Here is a 22480-nt window from a genome sequence, read left to right as displayed (position 1 = left end):
TGAATCGTTATGGTTATAACGTAATCCATTCATCTCGATGTATGACTTCGATTCTTCCGACGTCAACCCGGCGCTTCACTTCCTCGGTCGACAACCCGACGACCGCTTGGATTTGCCAAGCCTCATAATTAATGACGCCGCGTCCGATCGTCTCGCCTTGAGGCGTGACAACCTCTACGACGTCTCCAGAATGAAACTCGCCTTCAATTGCCGTTATCCCGGCAGGGAGGAGGCTCTTGCCGCCCTTGATCAGCGCGGTAACGGCGCCGTCATCAACCGTGATCCGGCCTTGCGGCATCGAATGGAAGCCAAGCCATTGCTTCTTCATTGGAAGACTATGCAGCTTCGTGTCGAAGTACGTGCCTCGTCCATTGCCGCCAACGGCTAACGCAAGATCACCTTCCTGCTGCACCTTGCCGATGAAGGCAGGGACGCCGCCGCGCATGGCAATGCGGGCTGCTTCAATCTTAGAGCGCATGCCGCCTGTGCCAACCGACGAGCCTGCTCCGCCGGCAAGCTTCATAATATCCTCGGATATTTGCTCGACGCGCTCAATCTTGACCGCTTGCGGGTTTTTGCGAGGGTCCTCGGTATACAAGCCGTCCATGTCCGTAATGATGAGCAGCTTGGAGGCTTTCGCCATAGCAGCTACAAGAGCAGACAGATTGTCATTATCGCCGAACTTGGGCACCAGCTCATCTGTAGCTACCGTATCGTTTTCATTGATGATTGGAATAATTCGCTTATGCAGCAATTCTTCAAGCGTCATCAGAGCGTTCTGAATGCGCCTGCGATTGGAGAAATCGGCGCGTGTAAGCAAGATTTGGGCAGCGACCATACCGTACTTGCTGAAAGCTTCTTGATAAGCCTGCATAAGCAGTGCTTGGCCGACGGCCGCAGCCGCCTGCTTCTCATGAACGGCCTTCGGCCTTGATGCGTATCCGATCTGACGGAATCCGGCCGCAACAGCTCCCGATGTAACGAGCATAACGCTGTGACCGCTCGCATGTAGAGCAGCTAGCTCCGAGGCAAAATAATGGATCCGCTCGTTGTTCAAGCCGCCTTCCTCGGACGTGAGAGAGCTGCTGCCGATCTTAACAACAATTCGTTCGGACATAATAAAATCACTTCCCCGATTATGATTCATGAATCAACAAGCGTAAACGGTTGTCGTCCTATATTTGAACAAAAACAAAAAAGACCTCCGTCCATAAAGGACGAAAGTCTAAACTTCCGCGGTACCACCTTTGTTGACGGCCGTCTTCGTCGGCACATCCAGCTTAAGCCTTGTAACAGAAGGCGCTGTCCGGCAATCGCCGGCCGCTCGGAGGTAGGTTCGGCAAGGGGTCGAGGTAAATTCTTACAGCCCGGCGGAATTTACTCTCTGTTCACGACCTGATCTCGCTTACTGGTCCCGTCATCACGTTTCGTGTTCAATTGAACTTAGCATATCATGTTTCGCGGCGCGCTGTAAAGCAAGGCAAACGGCATGCCAGGCAATTAGCGGAGCTTAGAACAGACCTAACTTGCCTATGCGGAAGACAGCCTCTTGAAGCCGTTCTTCACTTGTCAGCAATCCGAGGCGCACGAAGCCCTCGCCATGCTCGCCGAAGCCGATGCCCGGCGCGACGACAACGTCTGCTTCCTGGAGGACAAGATCGGCGAAGGACTGCGACGTATGTCCTTCAGGCACAGGCAGCCAGCAGAAGAACGAGCCGCCGGGACGAGCGGCCTTCCAGCCGATCAGCTCAAGCGCAGAGAACAGCGCTTCACGGCGGCTCTCATATCTAGCTGTCAATTCGACTACGCAGTCTTGAGGACCGGTAAGCGCAAGAGCAGCCGCCTCTTGGATGCCGCCGAACAGGCTGCAATAATAATGATCCTGAATCAAGTTGATTAGCGATACGATCTGCGCATTCCCGATTGCAAAACCTACGCGCCAGCCTGCCATATTATACGTCTTGGACAACGTATAAAACTCTACGCCGACTTCCTTAGCGCCAGGCGTCTGCAAGAAACTGATCGGCTTCTTGCCGTCGAATCCGATTGCCCCGTACGCGAAATCGCTTGCGACGACGATTCCTTGCTCTGCGGCGAACTTCACCGTCTCCGCGTAGAACTCGCTGGTTGCAACTGCACCTGTCGGGTTGTTCGGGTAGTTCATGAACATCAGCTTGGCACGCCTTGCGATATCCGGTGTTATCGCGCTGTAATCCGGCAAGTAATCGTTATTCGCCGTTAACGGCATAAACGACATTTCGGCGCCTGCGAGCGCAACGCCAGACCAATAATCCGGATAACCGGGGTCCGGTACAAGGCATACATCGCCAGGATTAAGCAGACATTGGCTAATTTCCACTAGTCCGGTCTTGCCGCCGAATAGAATTGCTACCTCAGTGGCTGGATCAACATCGACGTCGTAATCCTCCTTATATCGCTTGGCGACAGCTTCCTTCAGAAAGGCGTAGCCGCTGAAAGGAGGATATTTATGATAAAGAGGGTTCGCGGCTGACTCTTGCAGCTTCGCTACGATATGGGAAGGGGTCGGCTGGTCCGGATTGCCTTGTCCCAAGTTGATTACATCATGGCCTTTGGCGGCTTGCGCGTTCGCCTTGCCAACCAGCTTGGCGAAAAATTGCGTCGGAAGCACTTTCATACGTTCCGCAGGCTCAATGCGTTGTTGCCCGATATTTGTTTCCATTCGATTCACTCCACCTGATTAATACTTCATATATTTTAATAATGTAGCATGAATGGATCATGAAGAGAAGCAAAAAACAGGCCGAAGCGGTCGCTTCGAGCCTGTTCGATTAGATGCGATATAAGCCTTACGGGAGAGCCGGGATTCCTACTTTTTGAATAAATGGCTTAATGTCGGCTTTGACTAAAAATAAGAACGGCTTGCGGTTCTCGTCAAATGCGAGCAGAAGCGGCGGCTTGTCTTTGCAATAAAATAAGAAAAGATCGGCTGTCGATACCGAAATCTCCTTAACCTTAATCGTAACGGGTTTCGTTAGCGGTACTCGGTATACATAGCCGCAGCTCTCATCAGCCGACAGTTGGGGAGCAAGGTCGGTAATGGAGCCAACCCAATCAGCAGCCATCTTCTGAAAGCTGGCATCGTTAGCTATCGTCTTGACGACTTTGCCGGCAGCGACATCAAATACTTGCACGGGCTTTTGTTCAATCTCAGACAACGTTTCGTTATTACTCTGAGCAGGGTCAAATACATACGCGGATGCGGATTGGCCTGCCATGATCATTGCGAAACATGCGATTAGCATGATCGTTGCTCGTTTGAGCCACATGGGCAATTCTCCTTTGTTGACTGCATAGTAGTTAGGACTGTATCCATAACGTTCCCATCTTGACACTGAACCATGAGAGGGTATCATTAGGGAAAATAATGATGTAACTGGAGGAAGCGGATATGACAACGGCGTTGCGGCTTGCTTTGCTGCAAATGAATATAGAAGCGGGAAATCCGGAGGCAAACTTTGGCAGGTTGAAGGAAATGCTGGAGGAGGCTGTTTCTGGGGCAAAGAAACCTGATGTAATCGTGTTCCCGGAAATGTGGAATACCGGTTACGCGCTTACTGAAATTGAAAGTCTTGCTGACAAAAACGGGGAGCGCACGAAAGCCATGCTCTCAAGCTTCGCCAAAGAGCATCAGGTTCATATTGTTGCCGGTTCGATCGCAGAGGCGAAATCGGACGGCGTCTACAACACTACGTACGCCTTCGATCGTGAAGGCAGCGCAGCAGGGGATTATTCCAAAATTCATCTGTTCCGTCTTATGGATGAAGAGAAGTATTTGCAGGCAGGAGACAAGCCGGGATCGCTCACCATCGAGGGCGAGCAAGCCGGTATGATGATCTGCTACGACATTCGGTTCCCGGAGCTTGCGCGGAAGCTGGCGCTGCAAGGCGCGAAGCTGCTGTTCGTGCCAGCGGAATGGCCGCATCCGCGCCTGCATCATTGGCGCACGCTGCTGACCGCGCGCGCAATCGAGAATCAAATGTTCGTCATTGCCTGCAATCGGATGGGCAAGAGCGGAGATACGAGTTTCTTCGGTCATTCGATGGTGCTTGATCCATGGGGCGAGACGATCGCCGAAGCGGGCGAGGAAGAAACGATTCTGTATGCCGACATCGACTTATCGTTAGTCGATACGGTAAGAAACAAAATCCCCGTATTCGAGGATCGCAGACCTGCGCTTTACAACGAATAATTAACGGTAATTGGTTAATGTCTTATTTAAGGTTCGAATAAAGGCTTCAGCAGCCTTGGACAAATAACGGCCTTTGCGGCTCGCTATAACAAGGGTGCGAGTCGGCTTCGTCGTGAATGAGAGGTAGGCGGGAGCGAATTCCGAGCCTTTGGGCCGTGTAAGCATCTGCGGAACGAAGGCTATGCCCATGCCGCCTGCTACGAGCGACTGGATCGTCTCCATATTGCTGCTCTCGAATACGATGCGAGGCGTGAAGCCGGATTGTTCGCATAGCTCTACCGTTATTTGACGGAAGCCCTGTCCGCGCTTGAGGACAATGAACGGCTCTTCCTGCAATTCACTAATGTCGATGGGCTCCTGTCGGTTCGCAAGCTGATGATGGGGGGGGACGGCTAGACATATTTCTTCCTCTAAAAAAGGCTCCCAGGACAGCGACGCATCGATCAGCGGCAGCGAAAGCAGACTTAAGTCGGTACCGCCGCTTGCGGTCAATTGTTCAAGCTTTGACGTCGTATCCTCGACGAGCACAACCTCGATCTGCGGATATTGAGCGCCGAAGACAGGAAGGACGAGCGGAAGTATATGAGAGCCGGTTATCGGCAGCGTACCTACGACGAGGCGGCCGCGGCGCATCTGAGCCATGTCGTCCATCTCTTGCTTCAATTGCTCGACGGCATCAAGTATCGATTGCGATTTATTAACGAACACTTGTCCTGCTTGCGTGAGCTCAACAGAGTTCGTCGTACGGCGAAACAATAATACGCCGATTTCTTGCTCCAGCTTGGATAGCTGTTGGCTGAGAGAAGGCTGCGCGATATGCAGCTTCTCGGCCGCTCTCGAGAAATTTTTTTCAATAGCAATTTGAATGACATATTGCAATTGTCTAAGCTCCATGGTCATTTCCTACTTTCGATTGTAAAAGTTGTAAACATTATTTCCATTATAGTTATTACCTATAGACGTTATAGATATTATATCTTGGTTCAATGAAGAAAGAAATGCTATGATAGGTTCAGTTAACAGAGCAGAAAGATTCAAGTAAATGATGGGGTGAGCATAATGACGAAAAAGACAATGTTTGAGAAGATCTGGGATAATCACGTCATTCATCAAGAAACAGGCAAGCCGAGCGTAATTTATATCGACTTGCAGCTTGTGCACGAGGTTACATCGCCGCAAGCGTTCGAAGGCCTTCGCCTTTCGGGCCGCAAAGTGCGCCGTCCTGACCTGACATTCGCAACGATGGATCACAACGTACCTACCAAAGACCGGTTCAATATTAGCGATCCGATCTCGAAGCAGCAGATCGATACGCTGACGCAGAACTGTAAAGACTTCGGCGTTAAGCTGTTCGATCTTGACAGCATCGATCAAGGCGTCGTTCACGTTATGGGACCTGAGCTTGGCTTGACGCATCCGGGTAAAACAATCGTTTGCGGCGACAGCCACACTTCGACGCACGGCGCATTCGGCGCACTTGCATTCGGTATCGGAACGAGCGAGGTTGAGCACGTTCTTGCAACGCAATGCTTGCAGCAATCGAAAGCGAAGACGATGGAAATTCGCTTCAACGGCACGCGCAAGCCTGGCGTAACGGCGAAGGACATGATCCTCGGCGTAATCGCTCAAGGCGGCACGGACTTCGCAACAGGTTATGTAATCGAGTATACGGGCGAAGCGATCACTAGCCTGACAATGGAAGAACGTATGACGGTCTGCAACATGTCGATCGAAGCCGGCGCCCGCGCAGGTCTGATCGCACCGGACGAAACGACGTTCAACTACCTTCGCGGCCGCGAATACGCGCCAGCGAACTATGAAGAAGCAGTAGAGGCTTGGAAACAACTGACGACGGATGAGGGCGCTGAATACGACACGGTTGTATACTTTGACGTTGACGCTTTGATCCCGCAAGTAACTTGGGGAACGAGCCCGGGTATGGGTACTAACATTACGGCAAAAGTACCATTCCCTGCTGACCTTCCTACCGAGAATGAGCGCAAAGCCGCAGAAGCTGCGCTTGAGTATATGGATTTGAAACCAGGCACGCCTATGACGGAAATCGAAATCGATTATGTGTTCATCGGCTCTTGCACGAACGGCCGTATCGAAGACTTGCGCGCTGCAGCAGAGATCGCTCGCGGCTACAAAGTAAGCGAGAAAGTAACGGCAATTGTCGTACCGGGCTCCGGCCGCGTTAAGATTCAAGCGGAGAAGGAAGGCCTCGACAAAATCTTCACAGAAGCGGGCTTCGAATGGCGTGATGCTGGCTGCTCGATGTGTCTGGCGATGAATCCGGACGTATTGAAACCAGGCCAACGCTGCGCATCGACTTCCAACCGTAACTTCGAGGGTCGTCAAGGCCGCGGCGGACGTACGCACCTTGTATCGCCGGCTATGGCTGTCGCTGCAGCTGTTAACGGACGCTTCACAGACGTACGCGATTGGGAAATCAAAACCGAAGTGTTGAACTAATTGAACGCGAGAGAGGGGTATTCTAGGTATGGAACCGTTTAAACAACTTACAGGCATCGTCGCCCCGGTCGACCGGGTCAATGTCGACACTGACGCTATTATTCCTAAACAATTTTTGAAGCGCATCGAGCGCAGCGGCTTCGGACAGTTTCTCTTCTTCGAATGGCGCTTCCATGAAAGCGGCGAAGTAAATGCCGAGTTCGAACCGAACAAACCGCGCTACGAAGGCGCATCCGTACTCATTTCCCGTGCGAACTTCGGTTGCGGCTCCTCCCGTGAGCATGCGCCGTGGGCGATTCTCGATTATGGCTACAAAGTCATTATCGCGCCGTCGTACGCTGATATTTTCTACAACAACTGCTTCAAGAACGGCATTCTGCCAATCAAGCTTAGCGAAGAGCAAGTGGAAGACTTGTTCCAGCGTACTGCGAAGCATGTAGGCTACAAGCTGTCGGTCGATCTTGAGAACAAATTGCTGACTGACGAACATGGCCTTAGCATCGCTTTCGAGCTTGACGAGCACCGTCGTCAGTTCCTGCTTCAAGGTCTCGACGATATCGGCTTGACGCTTCAGCATGAATCGCTGATTACGGCTTACGAGCAGAAGCACGCAGCGCGTCTCGGCTAGTGTAACGCTTGAATGATAAGAGGACAATTACCGGCAACGGCGATTGTCCTCTTTTTTCCTCTAAACGCAACTTTTTCTGACAAGCTGCGTCTATATTTGCGTCTGTAAAAGTCGAATGTTCACATTCGATGCGGGCAATTCAGTCATCGAGGTGGAAAATGAAGAAATTTGTAACCATTCTATTGTTCATGTCCGTATTGTTCACGATGTTTGCTAGCGTAGGACAAGCTGCCGAAGCTGTTCCAAAGCTGTATCTGAACGGTCAGCTGCTTCAGCCAGACGCTGATCCGCAGATTGTGAACGAGTCTACGATCGTCCCTATCCGGGTCATATCGGAAGGACTTGGTTTCCAAGTTGATTGGGACAATACGACCAAAACAGTTACGATCAATGACGGAAGCAAAGTTATTATGCTTGCTATTAATAACGATGCTGCACTTGTAAACGATCAAGTGGTTCAAATGCAAACGAAGCCGGTCATCGTTAATAAAACGACGCTCGTTCCTCTTCGTTTCATTGGCGAGCAATTCGGACTTGAATTCGAGTGGAAGGCAGACACGAAGGAAGTACATATCGTTCAACCGCCGAAAGGCCCGACAGGATGGATTACAGGAGTAGGCTTCGACGGTATTGGCGGCGTCATCGTCAATTACGAAGGATCGTCCAAGCCTAATAAGGTGCAAGTTCTCGATAATCCGAAGCGAATCGTACTCGACTTCCCGAATACGAGCTATTCCTCCGATCTCGCAGCCACTCTGGCTAACGGTCAAGTGAAAGCGGAAGTAACGGATAACCCGTTAATTACGGGCTATCGCTATTCGATCTTCTCCAATAGCCCTACCGTAGCGAGAGTTGTGCTTGATGTGAACGCGGATACGGGTTATATCATGACAGAAGGTGTTGGAGAATTCCGAATTGATCTCATGCCGTCTGGCGAAGTACCGCCTGAGCCGGAGACGCCGACAGACCCGGAACCAGAAGTTCCTGTGGAACCAGAAGTTCCCGTAGATCCCCAGCCTCCGGTCACGGATAACGTGTATGATGTTGTTATTGACGCCGGTCATGGCGGAAGCGACCCAGGAGCCCAAAGCGTCCTGAACAGATGGGAGAAGGAATTTAATCTGAGCGTTGCCCTCAAGATGCAGAAGCTTTTGGCGAACGAGAAGTCGATAAAGGTTCATATGACGAGAACGGGCGATACGTATCCGACACTGCTGGAGAGGATCGCGTTCGCCGAAAACCTGAAGGCCGACATGTTCATTTCCATTCATGCCAACAGCCTGAAGGGCAGCAGCGCTACCGGTTCCGAAACGTATTATTACCGCGAAAACAGCAAGAGCTTGGCGGAGGTCATTCACAAGCATCTGATAGCAGGTACGAAACTCAAAGACCGCGGCGTTAAGAAGGAAGCGTTTAAAGTCATTAAGGAGACGACGATGCCGGCCGTGCTTGTAGAAGCAGGGTTCCTATCGAATGCGGCAGACGCGAAATTACTTTATGACGATGCTGTCCAGAATCGGATTGCAGCCGAGCTAGTAGCCGGCATTAAGGAATATTTCAAATTGAAATAGAAAGCAGGTGTTCAGTCGTATGACGAATGTCAAAGCAAGAGGGCTGCTGGCTGCCTTTCTATTAACATTGACGATTACTGGCTGCGGGGGACAGGACAATCTTCCATCTGGCAATGATATGTCCGGAGCAACTACCCCGCCGACTGAGGAACAATCGATTGCCGTGAAGCGAACGATTTCGGTGTATTCGACGGATTCCGAATTGTCGAAAACGTCAGCACGCGAAGTCGAGATTGAACTGAGCGATGGCGACGATGAGCTGGCTCTAGTGAAATCAACGCTTTCTGAGCTTCAGAAGGACGGCGGCGCAGAAGAGATTTCCTTATGGAAGGCGATCAGCTTCGACAAAGTGAGCTTGGAGGACGGTCTTGCAACCGTCGATATCCTGCTTCCTGATGAAGCGAGGCTGGGAGGACCGGGCGAGATTCTTGCCATCGAGTCGCTCACCAAGACGCTGTTTCAATTCGACTTCGTAGATGCAGTCGATATTTTAGTAGACGGTGAAGCGTTGGAGACTCTAATGGGCCATGTCGAGCTCGAGCATCCGTACCGCAAATAATATAAGGCTTAAGCATAACTATAGGGGGACTTATACATGCCAATTCATATTAATGGGAAAAAAGCAGTGATCGGGGCGCTTGCTTTATCACTTGCCTTTGGCGGAGGATATGCGGCTGCTCCACATGCAGCTTACGCTGCTGCCAATGGATTGAACACGCCTTTCAGCGATATTAGCAGCGGCCATTGGGCGGAGAAGCATGTCGCCAAGCTTGCGCTGCAGAACATTATTTCGGGTTACCCGAATGGCACCTTCGCTCCCAGCAAAGACGTTTCCCAGCAAGAAGCCGTCCTAATGGCGCTTCGTTTCGCGGGACTTATGGACAAAGTAGACAACGATCCGAGTGCCGTTATTGAGTTTAACGATTCGTTCGTCGTCAGCAACAGTTTCAAAAAATACGTATTGGTAGCCTTCAATGAAGGTTTGCTTGATACTTCCGAAATGTCGCAAGCGGCCAACGTTCCCGGAACGCCATGGGGTACGAAACCTGCTTCGCGGGAATGGGTTACAAAACTCATTATTAAAGCGATCGGCAAAACAGGATTGGCTGACGGATTAAAAAATACCCCATCCTCGTTCACCGATGGCGGCCAGATCGATTCGCGATACCTGGGCTATGTAAACGCCGCAGTCGAGCTAGAGCTCGTCAAAGGCGTAACGGAGACAACGTTCCAGCCGAAAGCGAATATTACGCGGGCAAGCTTGGCTACGATTCTTAGCTTCGCGCAAGCACAATTTGAAGTTGACTACGAAGGTCAGACGAGCGGTATCGTTTCGAAGCTGTCCGATTCTTCACTGACGGTATACGAGAACGGTGTTGAAACTTCGTATGCGCTGGATGAGAACACGCTTTATTACACGTACAAGAATACGGTGCCGATCAGCAAGTCCAACTTGTTGTTGTACGGCGATATTACCGTCATTGCCAAGGACGGCGTTGCGAAATACGTAGAAGTGAAAAGCGATACGGTACATACGACGACGGTAGCCGGAACCTTCTTGCGCAACGTGGCCGACGAGAAAAAAATATATTTATGGATCAACAAAGTCCCGGTACCATTCGATTACAACGATTCGGTCATCGTAGAAGATACAGCGGGCACTCCGGTGAAGCTAAGCGATCTGAAAGCCGACAGCCCGATCAGCATCGTGCAGGATTCGTTCCGCGACAAGCCGTTGGTGGTCAAAATCGTAACTGCTCCCGTCGCTAGCCAAAACACGGTGAAGGGATTGTTTTTCTCGACGGACGGCAAGATTATCACGATCAAAGAGGGCAGCTCGCTCTCCACAAAATATCTTGCCAAAGAGGTTGAAGTCGAGATCGAAGGCCTTAAGGAGGCTGCGCTGGATGATCTGCTGAAAGAAACGGATCAAGTCGAGCTTACGTTAAACGCAGACGAGCAGGTTACGAAAATCAAGGTCGAAAGCCGCAAGGTTGAAGTGCTGGATCAAGCTAAGATCGCCAGCTTCGTCGAAGACATGAAGCTGCTTACGATCGTCGACGCGGAAGGCAAAAATCCGAAGTCTCTCTACCTTACGGACAAGACGAAAGTGGACTTCTATGGCACGTTCATTTCGGTCGAAAGCTCTTACGACTTGCTGCTGCAAGGCACGCAAGTGATATTGTCCTATACAGGGGACAAAGTCGTTTCCATTAAAATCGTAACGTCGTATACGGGTAAATTCGTGTCGATCGATACGCTTGATTACGAGTTAAAACTCAAGCTTGATACGGGAGCAACGCTTACGCTTCCATACTCGGCCAACTATGTCGAGACGCCGGGATCGAATACGACGCCTCTCGCTCAGCTTAAGAAGGATGACCTCATCACAGTCGAGCTTAATCCGACGCAAGAGAGCGTCATTAAGATTAAAGCGCATCGCGATGTGACTTATACCGTTCAAGTGATTGATATCATGAACAAGAAGATTCGCGTGCAGCCGGCAACGGGAAGCGCGTTCGAACTGTCGATCAAAGACTTGCCGCTAACGGATAAGGACGGCAAGGAAGCGACGATTGGCAATATTTCCGTAGGCAGCTCGATTACGGCTTCTTATGTAGGATTGCTGCCGACCGCTATCCGCGTGAACTAAAGCAAGGGAATAAAGGCTTAAATTAGGATGTTTCGTGAAAAAACTGCCTTACGGGGCAGTTTTTTTTATAGAAAGTGGCTGTTTGCGGTTGCTAAGCGTGACAAATTTCGCTACACTTTGAACGATAGTGTTAGATTGGAGAGAGGACGATGAATGCGAAGCAGAAAATGCGTCATATATTGGACATCATTGCTGAGATGTTTCCGGATGCTCATTGCGAGCTCAATCACAGCAATCCGTTCGAGCTAACGATAGCCGTCCTATTGTCCGCGCAGTGTACGGACGAAACGGTAAATAAAGTAACCGTATCGTTATTCCAAAAGTATAAGCGGCCTGAGGATTACTTAGGCGTGCCGCTGGAGGAGCTGGAACAGGACATCCGCCGAATCGGTCTGTTTCGCAGTAAAGCGTCCAATATCCAGAAGCTAAGCCGCATTTTGATCGATAAATACGACGGTGAGGTGCCGGCAAGCCATGAAGGCTTGACCGAGCTGCCAGGTGTAGGACGGAAGACGGCTAACGTCGTCATGTCCAATGCCTTCGATGTACCAGCGATCGCGGTAGATACGCATGTGGATCGTGTATCGAAACGTTTAGGCATAGCTAAGCTAGACGATAATGTGCTTGAGGTCGAGAAGAAGCTGATGAAGCTTGTTCCGCAAGAGGAGTGGACGGTGACGCATCACCGGCTCATTTTTTTCGGCCGCTATCATTGCAAAGCTCAAAATCCGCAATGCCCGATCTGTCCATTGCTTGATATGTGCAAGGAAGGCAAGCAGCGTATGAAGGCTGGCAATAAAACGAAAAATAAAGCTGAACTGAAAATAGCTGGTAGGGGATGATAAGGATGAAATGTATTTCCGTGTACACAAACAATTTTGAGCTTTTCTCCGATATTTACGAGCAGGTGCTTGAAGCGCCTCCGCAAGAAAACGAAGACATCGTCGTTGAAGGCATTACGGTCAGCGGCTCGGGCGACGTGCCTGAACAATACATCGAGCGTATGCGCATTAAACCCGAGGTTGTCGTGATGAAGGAGAAGGCGCGCAACATTATGATTTTGCAGCACGGCAACGTGTTCGAAATTTGCTTGCCATCTGACGAAGAGGAAGCAGTGTAAGGAGCAGAACAATGACTGAAATGACTGTGCAGAGCATAGCGGGAGCTATTGCGAGTGCAGCCGGCGATATGGCTGCTGCAGGAGATAGGCAACATTCACAGCAAGTGCAGGAGCTGAACAGTAAGCTGACCGAAGGTCGGCTTACTGTCGCTTTTTGCGGACATTTCTCGGCAGGGAAGTCCACCCTTATTAATAAGCTATGCGGTACGAAGCTGCTGCCATCAAGTCCAATCCCGACGAGCGCGAATGTCGTATCGATCCGCGGGGGAGACAGAGCTTACGCCGCTGTGGAGACGATCAAGAACGGCGTCACCTCGCAGGCTGAGGTTCGAATTGATGAGCTTGATAAATATTGCGTAGACGGCGAGCAGTTCACGTCGGTGTCCATTATTTATCCGAGCGAAACGCTTGGCGACCATACGGTGCTGCTTGATACGCCGGGAATTGATTCTACGGATGACGCGCATCGGATGGCGACGGAATCGGCGCTTCATTTGGCAGACGTTGTGTTCTACGTAATGGACTATAATCATGTCCAGTCTGAGATTAACTTCGCATTTGCGAAGCAGCTTAAGGACTGGGGCAAGCCCTTATACTTTATTGTTAATCAAATTGATAAGCATCGTGATCGCGAGCTGTCGTTCGAGAGCTATCGCAAAAGCGTAGAGGAAGCGTTCCATGCTTGGCATCTTGAGCCGGCAGGGATCGTTTATTTGTCGTTGCGCGAACCGAGCCATCCGCATCAGGAATGGGATAAGCTCCTCGTGCTGCTTAAGCAGCTTGCCGAGCTTAGAGCGCCGCTGTGTGCCTATAGCGTGGATGCGTCGCTTAGACATCTCGTCAAGGGCCACTTGAAGTGGATGCAGGAGCAGCAGGGGCCGGAAAGAGAACGGCTCACAGAGGAGGCTGGCGGGGAAGAAGCGCTTAGCCAGCTTAAGTCGGAAATGGACGGGTTGACGAAGCGCATTCGTTCGCTTCAGGAGCAGAAGGAAATGTTCGGCGCTGAACTTCGCCAAGAGCTGCAGAAGGTGCTTGATAACGCGAATATTACGCCAGCGGGGCTGCGTGATCTAGCGCAGACGTTCCTGGAGAGCCGCAAGCCGGGCTTCAAGGCGGGTTTGCTGTTCGCAGGAGCGAAGACGGCTGCCGAGCAGGAGCGCCGTCTCGAGGCGTTCCGGGCGGAGCTAAACTCGTTAATTAGCGCTGCTATCGAATGGCATGTGAAGCATTTGCTTCGCCAAGCGGCTGAACGGATCGGTTATAACACGGAACAGCTGGAAACGCAGTTGGCCGAGAAGCTGACGTGGCTGCCTGAGCCGGGTTGGATCGTTGAACGCGTGAAGACTGGAGCCGTGATCGGGAACGAGTATACGATGATCTATAGCCGCGAGCTTGCCGCGGATGTGAAAGGGGTATACCGCCAGCGCGCGTTCGGCATTATCGAAGCGCTGGCGGATCATGCGGCGGCAGCGAGCAGCAGCGCTGCCGCCGAGGCGCAGGCGCAGCTTGCGGGGCTACGCTCGCAAGCTGGCGCCGCAGAGGCGCTGGCAGCGCTCGCGGAGCGCGCTGCCGCGCATGCGGCGAGGCTCGCAGCTGAGCTGCCGAGCCCGGCGGCGAAGCCGCAACTGCCGGCGCCGAGCGTATCGGCTGCCGGAGGCGGTTCCGGCGCGGCGGCGGATGCGTCCGCGCCAGCAAGCGGCGGCGGCGCAACGCCGCAGCAGGCTAGCGCGGCTGCGGCTGCTGCTGCTGCCGGCGAAGCTCGCGCGAAGCGCCGCTCGCTCGGAGGCGGCGCCGCACTCGCGCAGCAGCATAGCGCTGCGACGCGGCTGCTGCGCGCCGCAGAGCTGTTAGAGCCGCACGCGGCTCTAACAGCAGCCGCGCATGCGATGCGCGACAAAGCGAACCGGCTGCAGAACAGCCGGTTCACCATAGCGCTCTTCGGCGCCTTCAGCGCCGGCAAGTCGTCGCTCGCCAACGCGCTGATCGGCGAGCCGGTACTGCCGGTATCACCGAATCCGACGACGGCGGCGATCAACCGTCTCGTTCCGCCGACGGCGGAGCGGCAGCACGGCACGGCGCTTGTCGTCATGAAGACGCGCGATGCGATTCTTTCCGACGTGCGCTATTCGTTAGCGCTGCTCGGCGAGCAGGCATCCGAGGATAAGCTGCCGGATGCCTGCTCGCTCATGCGCGCCATCGATAAGCTGTCGCCGGATAAGATTCAAGCGGGCGGACGGCCGCATTACAGCTTCCTCCGCGCCGCGCGCGCGGGGTGGGAGCAGCATGAAGGTCAGCTCGGCCAGCAATTGGTAGTCGATCAAGCGGAATATGAGCGTTACGTAGCCGAAGAGGCGCGTTCTTGCTTTGTTAGCGAGATCGAGCTGTACTATGACTGCGATCTGACTGCGCAAGGCATCGTGCTCGTCGATACGCCGGGAGCCGATTCGGTCAACGCCCGTCATACGGGTGTTGCCTTCAACTACATCAAGAACGCTGACGCGGTCTTATTCGTCACGTATTATAACCATGCGTTCTCGCAGGCTGACAGACAGTTTCTGATGCAGCTTGGACGCGTGAAGGACCAGTTCGAACTGGACAAAATGTTCTTCCTCGTTAATGCCGCCGACTTGGCTGCGGATCAGGAGGAGCTGGAAGGCGTGCTTGCGCATGTCGAGGATAACTTGACGAAACATGCGATTCGTAATCCAAGGCTTTATCCGGTATCGAGCCTGCAGGCTCTTGACGGCAAAGTCGACGGTAACGCCGAACTGCTAAGCCGTTCAGGCATTGAAGCCTTCGAAGGCGCGTTCCTCTCCTTCATCCAGAATGATCTCGGCAAGCTGGCGATCGATGCCGCTGAGCAGGATCTTAAGCGTGCTGCGGCTACCGTGGCAGGCTGGGTGAAGAGTGCGGAAGGTGACGCAGCAGCGCGGGAAGCAGAGCTTAACGGCTTGCTTAGGGCTGTTGCGGCGAGCGAGAGCGACCTGGCAGCACTTCGCACCTCAGCTGCGCCAGAGCAACTGGAGCAAGAGGTTAGCGAGCTGCTCTATTATGTCGTGAAACGGATTCAGCAGAGATTCGGCGAGTTCTATAACTTCGCATTCAATCCAGCGTCGCTTCAAGACGATGGACGCGATCTGCGCAAAGCGATTTGGACTTCGTGGCTCGAATTGCAGCGGTTGATTCAGCTGGAACTGTCACAGGAGCTCCAAGCGACTTCACTGCGTATGGAACGTGGAGTGCACACATGGCTGCAGAAGCGCTATGAACGTTGCGCTGGAGTGCTGCAAGAGGCTCTAGAGGGCTATGACGCGATTCCATATCGTCCTGATGGTCTGCCTACGCCTCCGGAAGCTGCGGCATGGGAAGCAGGCGAGATCGAGTCGAAGTGGCTCTGGAGCCGATTCAAATCGCCTAGACAGTTTTTCGAAGGGGAAGGCAAAGGGAATCTGCGCAAAGACTTGGAAAATGTGCTTGCCCCGTCCTTGAACGGTTGGATGGCAAGCCGCATATCCGAATGGAACGTGCTCTACACTGAATATTGGCAGACAGGTTCCGAACAAGCATCGACAAGACTGCGCGAAGACATGTTAGCTTATGCGGCGGGCAAGCAAAGTACCCTTGAAGGCGGCTCGAATTCCGAGCAGTTGAAGGAACTGCACCAACAGCTTATTAATCTCTAAATATCAATGAACTAAACCGTATCAATCGCAATTATCGCTGAATGCTATTTTGGACGCTGAATTCGTCTGAAATAGCATTTTTTATATTTGTGTGTTTTCATACAAAAACGGAGCAATATGCACATATATGTCACGATTTAAGACTATTTGGGAGCATTGACGGAGTGGCATTCCTATATCGCGAGTATAAGCGACTTCAATCAAATATACGCAATTTTATACTGTTTGCCCCTGTATATGGATGCTGTTAATATTCACTCATACTTATAAAACAGCATACGGGGAGATGTTTTTTCTTGGACGTGTTAAGGCAATTAAAACGATTTTATTGGGCTGAACGAAAGTTTATGTTCGCCTCGATCGCGGCGCTCATGTGCGCTACGGCACTTGGGATTGTATATCCCAACCTGCTGCGATACCTGATCGATGATGTCATTACGCCTAGACGTTTCGATCTGGTGCCCGCGCTTGCGTTCACAGTCGTAGGCGTCGTCGCATTCAAAGCCTGCTTGCAGTTTCTGCACGGCTTCTTCGGAGGAAGACTAGGCAACCGCGTAGCATTCAGATTGCGGAACGCCAGCTATGACAAATTGCAAACGCTGTCCTTCCAATATTATGACAAGGCGAAGACAGGCGATCTGATGTCCCGTCTTACAGCCGATTTAGAGGCGATCCGCAACTTTGTCGGCTTCGGATTCGCACAGATTTTGAACATGGTGCTGATGGTAGTGTTCGGCGGCATCATGATGATGACGATTCATTGGCAATTGACGCTCATAACGCTAGTTACGATTCCATTGCTCATATTCACGGCGCTTCGCTTCGAGAAAAACATTCATCCGGCTTTCCGTGAAATGCGCAAAGCGATGAGTAATCTGACGACTGCGGTCCAAGAGAACATTACAGGCGTCCGTACGGTCAAATCGTTCGCAAGGGAGACGCATGAAGTATCGAAGTTCTCGACGCGCAGCGAGGCTTATCAGACGAACCAAGTCGGCGCGGCCGTCATATGGGCCAAATTTTTCCCCGTAATGGAGCTTGTGGCGAACGTGAGCGCCGTTATCTTGCTTGTAGCAGGAGGCATTCTCGTTATTAACGGAGAATTGAAGCTAGGCGAGTTCGTTGCCTTCTTCAGCTTGATTTGGTACATTATCGGCCCGATGTGGGGACTTGGCTTCCATATCAATAACTACACGCAATTCAAAGCGTCGGGGGAGCGGGTGCTGGAGCTTCTCAATGAGCATATACACGTGAGAAATATCGAGAACGCGGTTGAAGTAACTAACGAGACGGTCAAAGGCCATGTAAGCTTCGAAAATGTAACGTTCAGCTATCCGGACAAATCGCCGGCGGTTACGAACATCAACATCGACGCACCGGCCGGTTCGGTCATCGGGATGCTCGGCGCGACCGGTTCAGGCAAGTCAACGCTCATTCAGCTTCTGATGCGGGCTTACACCGTGAAGCAAGGCGTCATTAAACTTGACGGCATGGATATCCGCAATTTGGACGTGGCGAGTCTTCGCCGCCAAATCGCGCCAGTTTTCCAAGAGACATTCTTGTTCTCGGCATCTATCCGCGACAACATAGCTTACGGAGTGAAGGATGTAACGAATGAACAGATCGAAGCTGCCGCTAAGCTGGCCAAGGCGCATGACTTTATTATGGAGCTGCCGCTTGGTTACGCGACGATCGTCGGCGAGCGGGGGATGGGCTTGTCTGGCGGACAGAAGCAGCGTATCGCCATCGCGCGTGCGTTAATCAAAAATCCGCGCATTCTCGTCCTTGACGATGCTACAAGCGCGGTAGACATGGAGACCGAGCATGAGATTCAAGCAGGCTTCAAGGAGCTGATGGCCGGACGTACCACTTTTGTCATCGCGCATCGGATCTCTTCACTGCGTCACGCCGATGAAATTATCGTGCTTGATAAAGGGGTTATCGTACAGCGCGGCAAGCATGCCGATCTGATTGCGGTAGACGGTCCTTATCGCGATACGTACAACATTCAATATGCCGACTTTTTACAGAAAGACGATGCCGCTTCAGCTTTAACAGCGCAAGGTCAGAAAAGGAGCACCGTATAATGAGCACAAGTTCCCATACGCAAGCCAAAGCTAAAAACAAAAACGAACGGTTCGTATATCAAGACGACGAGCTGATCGAAAAGCCGTTCAACTGGGCGCAGCTGCGCAGGCTGTTTATGTATATGAAGCCGTATTCGAAACAGCTGATGCCCGTCATCGTAATGATGATCTTAGGTACGTTGACGAGGCTCGGCGTACCGGCGCTCGTCATTCTCGCTATCGACGAAGCGATTCAACCGGAGAACGGCGCTTCCGCAAGCATTACTAAGCTGCTTGTTATTGCTGGCATTATGTTATTCCTTTATGTAATACAATGGGCTTCTAATACTTATCGGATTAAGTACACGAACATTATTGGGCAGCAAGTTATTTATGATCTTCGGAACCACTTGTTCCAGCACATTCAGAAGCTGTCGTTCCGCTTCTATGACAAACGTCCAGCCGGATCCGTGCTCGTGCGGGTAACGAATGACGTCAATGCGCTGCAGGACTTGTTCACGAACGGCGTCGTCAACCTATTGATGGACTGCGTGCAGCTGTTCGGTATCGTAATCATCCTGCTCGTCTGGAACTTCAAGCTTGGTCTCGCGGTTATGATTACCGTTCCGATCATGTTCTTGGTCTCGACTTCGCTTCGCAAAAGGATTCGCTTTGCTTGGCAAGACGTGCGCATTAAGCAATCACGTATCAACTCGCACTTGAATGAAAGTATTCAAGGGATGAAGGTTACGCAATCATTCGTGCAAGAGAAAGACAATATGGGTTTTTTCGATCATATGAATACGGTTAACGTAAAATCGTGGAACAAAGCTTCCGCGCTGAACCAAGCGTTCGGTCCCGTTATTGAGATTACGGCAGCAATAGGCACGTTCATCCTGTTCTGGTACGGTGCACATCTGATTCAGCAGGATGTTATCACAGTCGGTTTGCTAGTCGGCTATGCGAACTACATCGGCAACTTCTGGGACCCGATTAACCGCTTAGGCCAAATGTACTCTCAACTGCTTATTGCTATGGCATCGTCCGAGCGGATCTTCGAGTTCATCGATGAAGAGCCGACGGTAGGCGAACAAGAGGAAGCAAGAAGCTTGCCGCAAATTAAGGGCCAAGTGAAATTCGATAATATTATTTTCGAATACGAGCCTGGCAGACCGGCGCTTAAGGGAGTGACCATCGACGTCAGAGAAGGCCAATCGATTGCGCTTGTCGGTCATACAGGCTCGGGTAAAAGCACCATTATTAATCTGCTCTGCCGGTTCTACGATCCGGTGCAAGGGCGCGTATTGATCGACGGCATTGATATTCGCGATGTAACGATCGAGAGTCTGCGCTCGCAGGTCGGAATCGTGCTGCAGGATACGTTTATCTTCGCTGGTTCGATTCGCGACAACATCCGTTACGGCCGTCTGAATGCGACCGATGACGAGATCGTGAAAGCTGCGCAAGCCGTTCATGCCCATGATTTCATCATGAGCTTGCCGGATGGCTACGATACGCAGGTAGAGGAACGAGGAAATGTGCTCTCGATGGGCCAACGCCAGCTTCTATCGTTCGCACGCGCATTGCTTGCTGATCCTCGTATTCTTATTTTGGATGAGGCAACGGCAAGCATCGATACCGAAACCGAATTGAAGATTCAGGAAGCGCTCAAGGCGCTCTTGAAAGGCCGTACTTCATTCATGATTGCGCATCGTCTGTCGACGATTCGACATGCGGATGACATTATCGTGCTGGATCACGGTGAGATTGTAGAGCAAGGAAATCACGAACAATTAATTCGCAAGCGCGGCGTATATAACGGATTAATTGAGGCGCAGTACCGTTTCTTGTAAGGAATCTGGTCATTTATAGTTGATTTTTGATGAAGAAACCTCCACAATGAAAGAAAAAAGCCGAACATCGGTTAGACCGTGCTTTATCTCGCGGTTTATCGGAAATGGCTTACTTTCAGGAGGTTTTTTCTCATTATGTATGGATCACCGCTATCTCCGAATGCCCGTAAACTGCTTCTGCTCGGTTCGGGAGAGCTTGGCAAAGAGGTTGCCATTGAAGCGCAAAGGCTCGGAGTCGAGACCATTGCCGTCGATCGCTACGACCATGCTCCTGCCATGCAGGTGGCTCATCGCAGCTATGTGACGGATATGCTGGATGGCGCAGCGATTCGCCGTATTATAGAAGAAGAGAAGCCTGATTTTATCGTACCTGAGATAGAGGCGATCGCCACAGAAACGCTGATTGAGCTCGAACAGGAGGGACATCGCGTCATCCCGACGGCTCGCGCTGCGAGATTGACGATGGATCGCGAAGGCATCCGCCGTTTGGCAGCCGAAACACTTGGATTACCTACTGCGCCCTATCAGTTCGCCGATTCCTTGGAAGAGCTTCGACAAGCAACTGCTGTTTTAGGCTTCCCGTGCGTTATTAAGCCGATTATGTCATCATCGGGCAAAGGGCAGAGCGTATGCCGTTCCGAAGCGGATATTGAAGGCTGCTGGAATTATGCGATGGAAGGCGGAAGAGCGAAGAAGCAGCGCATTATTGTGGAAGGCTTCATCACCTTCGAATCGGAAATTACATTGCTAACTGTTCGTTCGGTCTCCGGCACAAGCTACTGTGCGCCGATCGGTCATATACAGAAGGACGGAGATTATATTGAGTCCTGGCAGCCGCATGATATGACGATGAGTCAGATCGAGGAAGCGGAAGCAATCGCCCGCCAAATCACGGACGAGCTAGGCGGTTACGGCTTATATGGCGTGGAGCTCTTCATTACGAAGGACGGCGTATTGTTCAGTGAAGTTTCGCCAAGGCCTCATGATACCGGCATGGTGACGATGGCGACACAAGATTTAACGGAGTTCGCCCTTCATGTGCGTGCCATCCTCGGTTACCCGATTCCGACAATCCGTTTGTTGTCGCCAGGCGCTTCCTATACGCTTAAGGCGGACCGCGAGAGCAGCAGCTTCGCCGTTGGCGGCTTAGAAGAGGCGTTGTCCGTACCGAACACGCAAGTACGCGTCTTCGGCAAGCCGGAGACGAAGGTTGGCCGTCGCATGGCCGTTGCGCTGAGCAGCGGCGCAGATGTCGAGCAAGCCCGCCAGCAGGCAAGACAAGCAGCCGAAGCGCTGTATATCGAATATAAAGAATAAGCTAGCGTAATAGAGAGCGGTCTGGTTTTTTAGAGTGGAAATCGTCCAACCAAACAGGCAGTTGAACAGCTATCAAGCACATTTGATTGGATAACATACAGCCTAAACCGTCTTTGTAGCTCATTTCCGCCTAAATTACCTCATTAGCCTGTAGAAAATCCAATCAAACTGCTTTTTTGATCTCATTTAGCCCATTAGGCTGGATGAAATCCAATCATAGCCCCTAATTCTTAAAGAACCGTTTCTTGATAGATGGAAGTACGACCAACCATTTACGAAAGGAACGGTTTTTTTGTATCCTCGAAATTACATCCCATGCTTAGCCTGTTGGTGACAGAATAAAAGACATTGAAATAACTAGTATCTCTAATGAAATTTTGTTATGGTTTTAGTAGGGATATATTTCCTGTTAAGGAAGGGAGAATGAATAGGATGTGAAATACCATCTCAACATGCCTTTTGGCAATAGGTGTACTTTTACTTGCTATTAGCTTTATCTCAGGAATTACATTAGCAACCGATGAATATGGCGATTTCCAAATAGAAATTGCTTTGTATTGGTGGATTTCAGGTCTAATTTCAGGGTTTGTTTTTATTGGATTATCCGAGATTGTGAATTTACTGCAAAAGTTGCTAGATAAAAACAGTGGTGTTACTCAGTCGATACCATCCATGTCATCCTATACGCGTGATGAAAATGTAATTAAAGAAACCATTACACCCTCGTCTAATGGTGAGAATGAGACGGATGAAACCGAAATTAAAGTTAAGGATCTAACGATTCTTATTGATGATGAACAGATTAAGGGACAATTTTGGATCACTAATTCTAATGTCAGAATAATGAAGAAGTCTATGTTTCAATCTGATTCCGAAGCTCAGC

17 protein-coding genes are annotated in these 22480 nt (G+C 51.2%); 13 read left to right on the top strand and 4 right to left on the bottom strand.

Annotated features, from left to right (window positions below):
• Positions 1 to 13 precede the first annotated feature (13 nt).
• The 3 genes from proB to AB4Z33_RS21300 all read right to left on the bottom strand — a co-directional run bounded on the left by proB (position 14) and on the right by AB4Z33_RS21300 (position 3308).
• Complete coding sequence (proB, locus tag AB4Z33_RS21310) at positions 14 to 1117, bottom strand: glutamate 5-kinase (RefSeq protein ID WP_442051830.1); 1104 nt, start codon at positions 1115 to 1117, stop codon at positions 14 to 16.
• Between the two features lie 393 nt (positions 1118 to 1510).
• Positions 1511 to 2701, bottom strand: coding sequence for a pyridoxal phosphate-dependent aminotransferase (locus AB4Z33_RS21305; RefSeq protein ID WP_442051810.1), 1191 nt, complete (start codon positions 2699 to 2701; stop codon positions 1511 to 1513).
• 127 nt (positions 2702 to 2828) lie between these two features.
• A complete protein-coding gene (locus AB4Z33_RS21300; RefSeq protein ID WP_442051809.1) occupies positions 2829 to 3308 on the bottom strand; it encodes a hypothetical protein in 480 nt (159 codons plus the stop codon).
• 122 nt (positions 3309 to 3430) lie between these two features.
• Here AB4Z33_RS21300 and AB4Z33_RS21295 point away from each other — a divergent pair, with 122 nt between their 5' ends.
• Positions 3431 to 4231: a carbon-nitrogen family hydrolase gene (locus AB4Z33_RS21295; RefSeq protein WP_442051808.1), complete on the top strand. Its 801-nt coding sequence runs from the start codon at positions 3431 to 3433 to the stop codon at positions 4229 to 4231.
• Here AB4Z33_RS21295 and AB4Z33_RS21290 read toward each other — a convergent pair whose 3' ends face one another.
• A complete protein-coding gene (locus tag AB4Z33_RS21290; protein WP_337103417.1) occupies positions 4232 to 5125 on the bottom strand; it encodes a LysR family transcriptional regulator in 894 nt (297 codons plus the stop codon). It abuts the gene before it with no gap.
• Between the two features lie 165 nt (positions 5126 to 5290).
• Here AB4Z33_RS21290 and leuC point away from each other — a divergent pair, with 165 nt between their 5' ends.
• The 12 genes from leuC to AB4Z33_RS21230 form a co-directional block, all read left to right on the top strand.
• The gene (gene leuC / locus AB4Z33_RS21285; protein ID WP_442051807.1) at positions 5291 to 6706 is read left to right on the top strand and encodes a 3-isopropylmalate dehydratase large subunit; all 1416 of its coding nucleotides are present in this window, start codon (positions 5291 to 5293) and stop codon (positions 6704 to 6706) included.
• Positions 6707 to 6734: 28 nt separating this feature from the next.
• On the top strand, positions 6735 to 7334 hold the full coding sequence (leuD, locus tag AB4Z33_RS21280) for a 3-isopropylmalate dehydratase small subunit (protein ID WP_442051806.1): 600 nt from the start codon (positions 6735 to 6737) through the stop codon (positions 7332 to 7334).
• A gap of 158 nt (positions 7335 to 7492) precedes the next feature.
• Complete coding sequence (locus AB4Z33_RS21275; RefSeq protein WP_442051805.1) at positions 7493 to 8905, top strand: N-acetylmuramoyl-L-alanine amidase; 1413 nt, start codon at positions 7493 to 7495, stop codon at positions 8903 to 8905.
• A gap of 19 nt (positions 8906 to 8924) precedes the next feature.
• Positions 8925 to 9464 (top strand): GerMN domain-containing protein, encoded by a 540-nt coding sequence (locus tag AB4Z33_RS21270; RefSeq protein ID WP_442051804.1) that lies wholly within the window; start codon positions 8925 to 8927, stop codon positions 9462 to 9464.
• 36 nt (positions 9465 to 9500) lie between these two features.
• Positions 9501 to 11558 carry an S-layer homology domain-containing protein gene (locus tag AB4Z33_RS21265; RefSeq protein ID WP_442051803.1) on the top strand — a complete coding sequence of 686 codons (2058 nt, stop codon included), beginning with the start codon at positions 9501 to 9503 and terminating at the stop codon, positions 11556 to 11558.
• A 149-nt stretch (positions 11559 to 11707) separates the two neighbouring features.
• A complete protein-coding gene (gene nth / locus AB4Z33_RS21260) occupies positions 11708 to 12400 on the top strand; it encodes an endonuclease III (protein WP_442051802.1) in 693 nt (230 codons plus the stop codon).
• A 5-nt stretch (positions 12401 to 12405) separates the two neighbouring features.
• Complete coding sequence (locus tag AB4Z33_RS21255) at positions 12406 to 12678, top strand: NAD/NADP transhydrogenase alpha subunit (protein ID WP_307201479.1); 273 nt, start codon at positions 12406 to 12408, stop codon at positions 12676 to 12678.
• Between the two features lie 11 nt (positions 12679 to 12689).
• Positions 12690 to 16361 (top strand): dynamin family protein, encoded by a 3672-nt coding sequence (locus AB4Z33_RS21250; RefSeq protein WP_442051801.1) that lies wholly within the window; start codon positions 12690 to 12692, stop codon positions 16359 to 16361.
• Between the two features lie 296 nt (positions 16362 to 16657).
• A complete protein-coding gene (locus AB4Z33_RS21245) occupies positions 16658 to 18448 on the top strand; it encodes an ABC transporter ATP-binding protein (protein WP_442051800.1) in 1791 nt (596 codons plus the stop codon).
• A complete protein-coding gene (locus AB4Z33_RS21240; protein ID WP_442051799.1) occupies positions 18448 to 20280 on the top strand; it encodes an ABC transporter ATP-binding protein in 1833 nt (610 codons plus the stop codon). Before AB4Z33_RS21245 ends, AB4Z33_RS21240 begins: the two co-directional genes overlap by 1 nt.
• Before the next feature lie 135 nt (positions 20281 to 20415).
• Positions 20416 to 21597, top strand: coding sequence for a formate-dependent phosphoribosylglycinamide formyltransferase (purT, locus tag AB4Z33_RS21235; protein ID WP_442051798.1), 1182 nt, complete (start codon positions 20416 to 20418; stop codon positions 21595 to 21597).
• A 459-nt stretch (positions 21598 to 22056) separates the two neighbouring features.
• Positions 22057 to 22480: hypothetical protein (locus AB4Z33_RS21230; protein ID WP_442051797.1), on the top strand; the 424-nt coding region annotated here is incomplete at its 3' end.

Source organism: Paenibacillus sp. 2TAB19 (genome assembly GCF_052115185.1).
Taxonomy (GTDB): Bacteria; Bacillota; Bacilli; order Paenibacillales; family Paenibacillaceae; genus Pristimantibacillus.
This window is presented reverse-complemented; position numbering and strand designations above follow the sequence as displayed.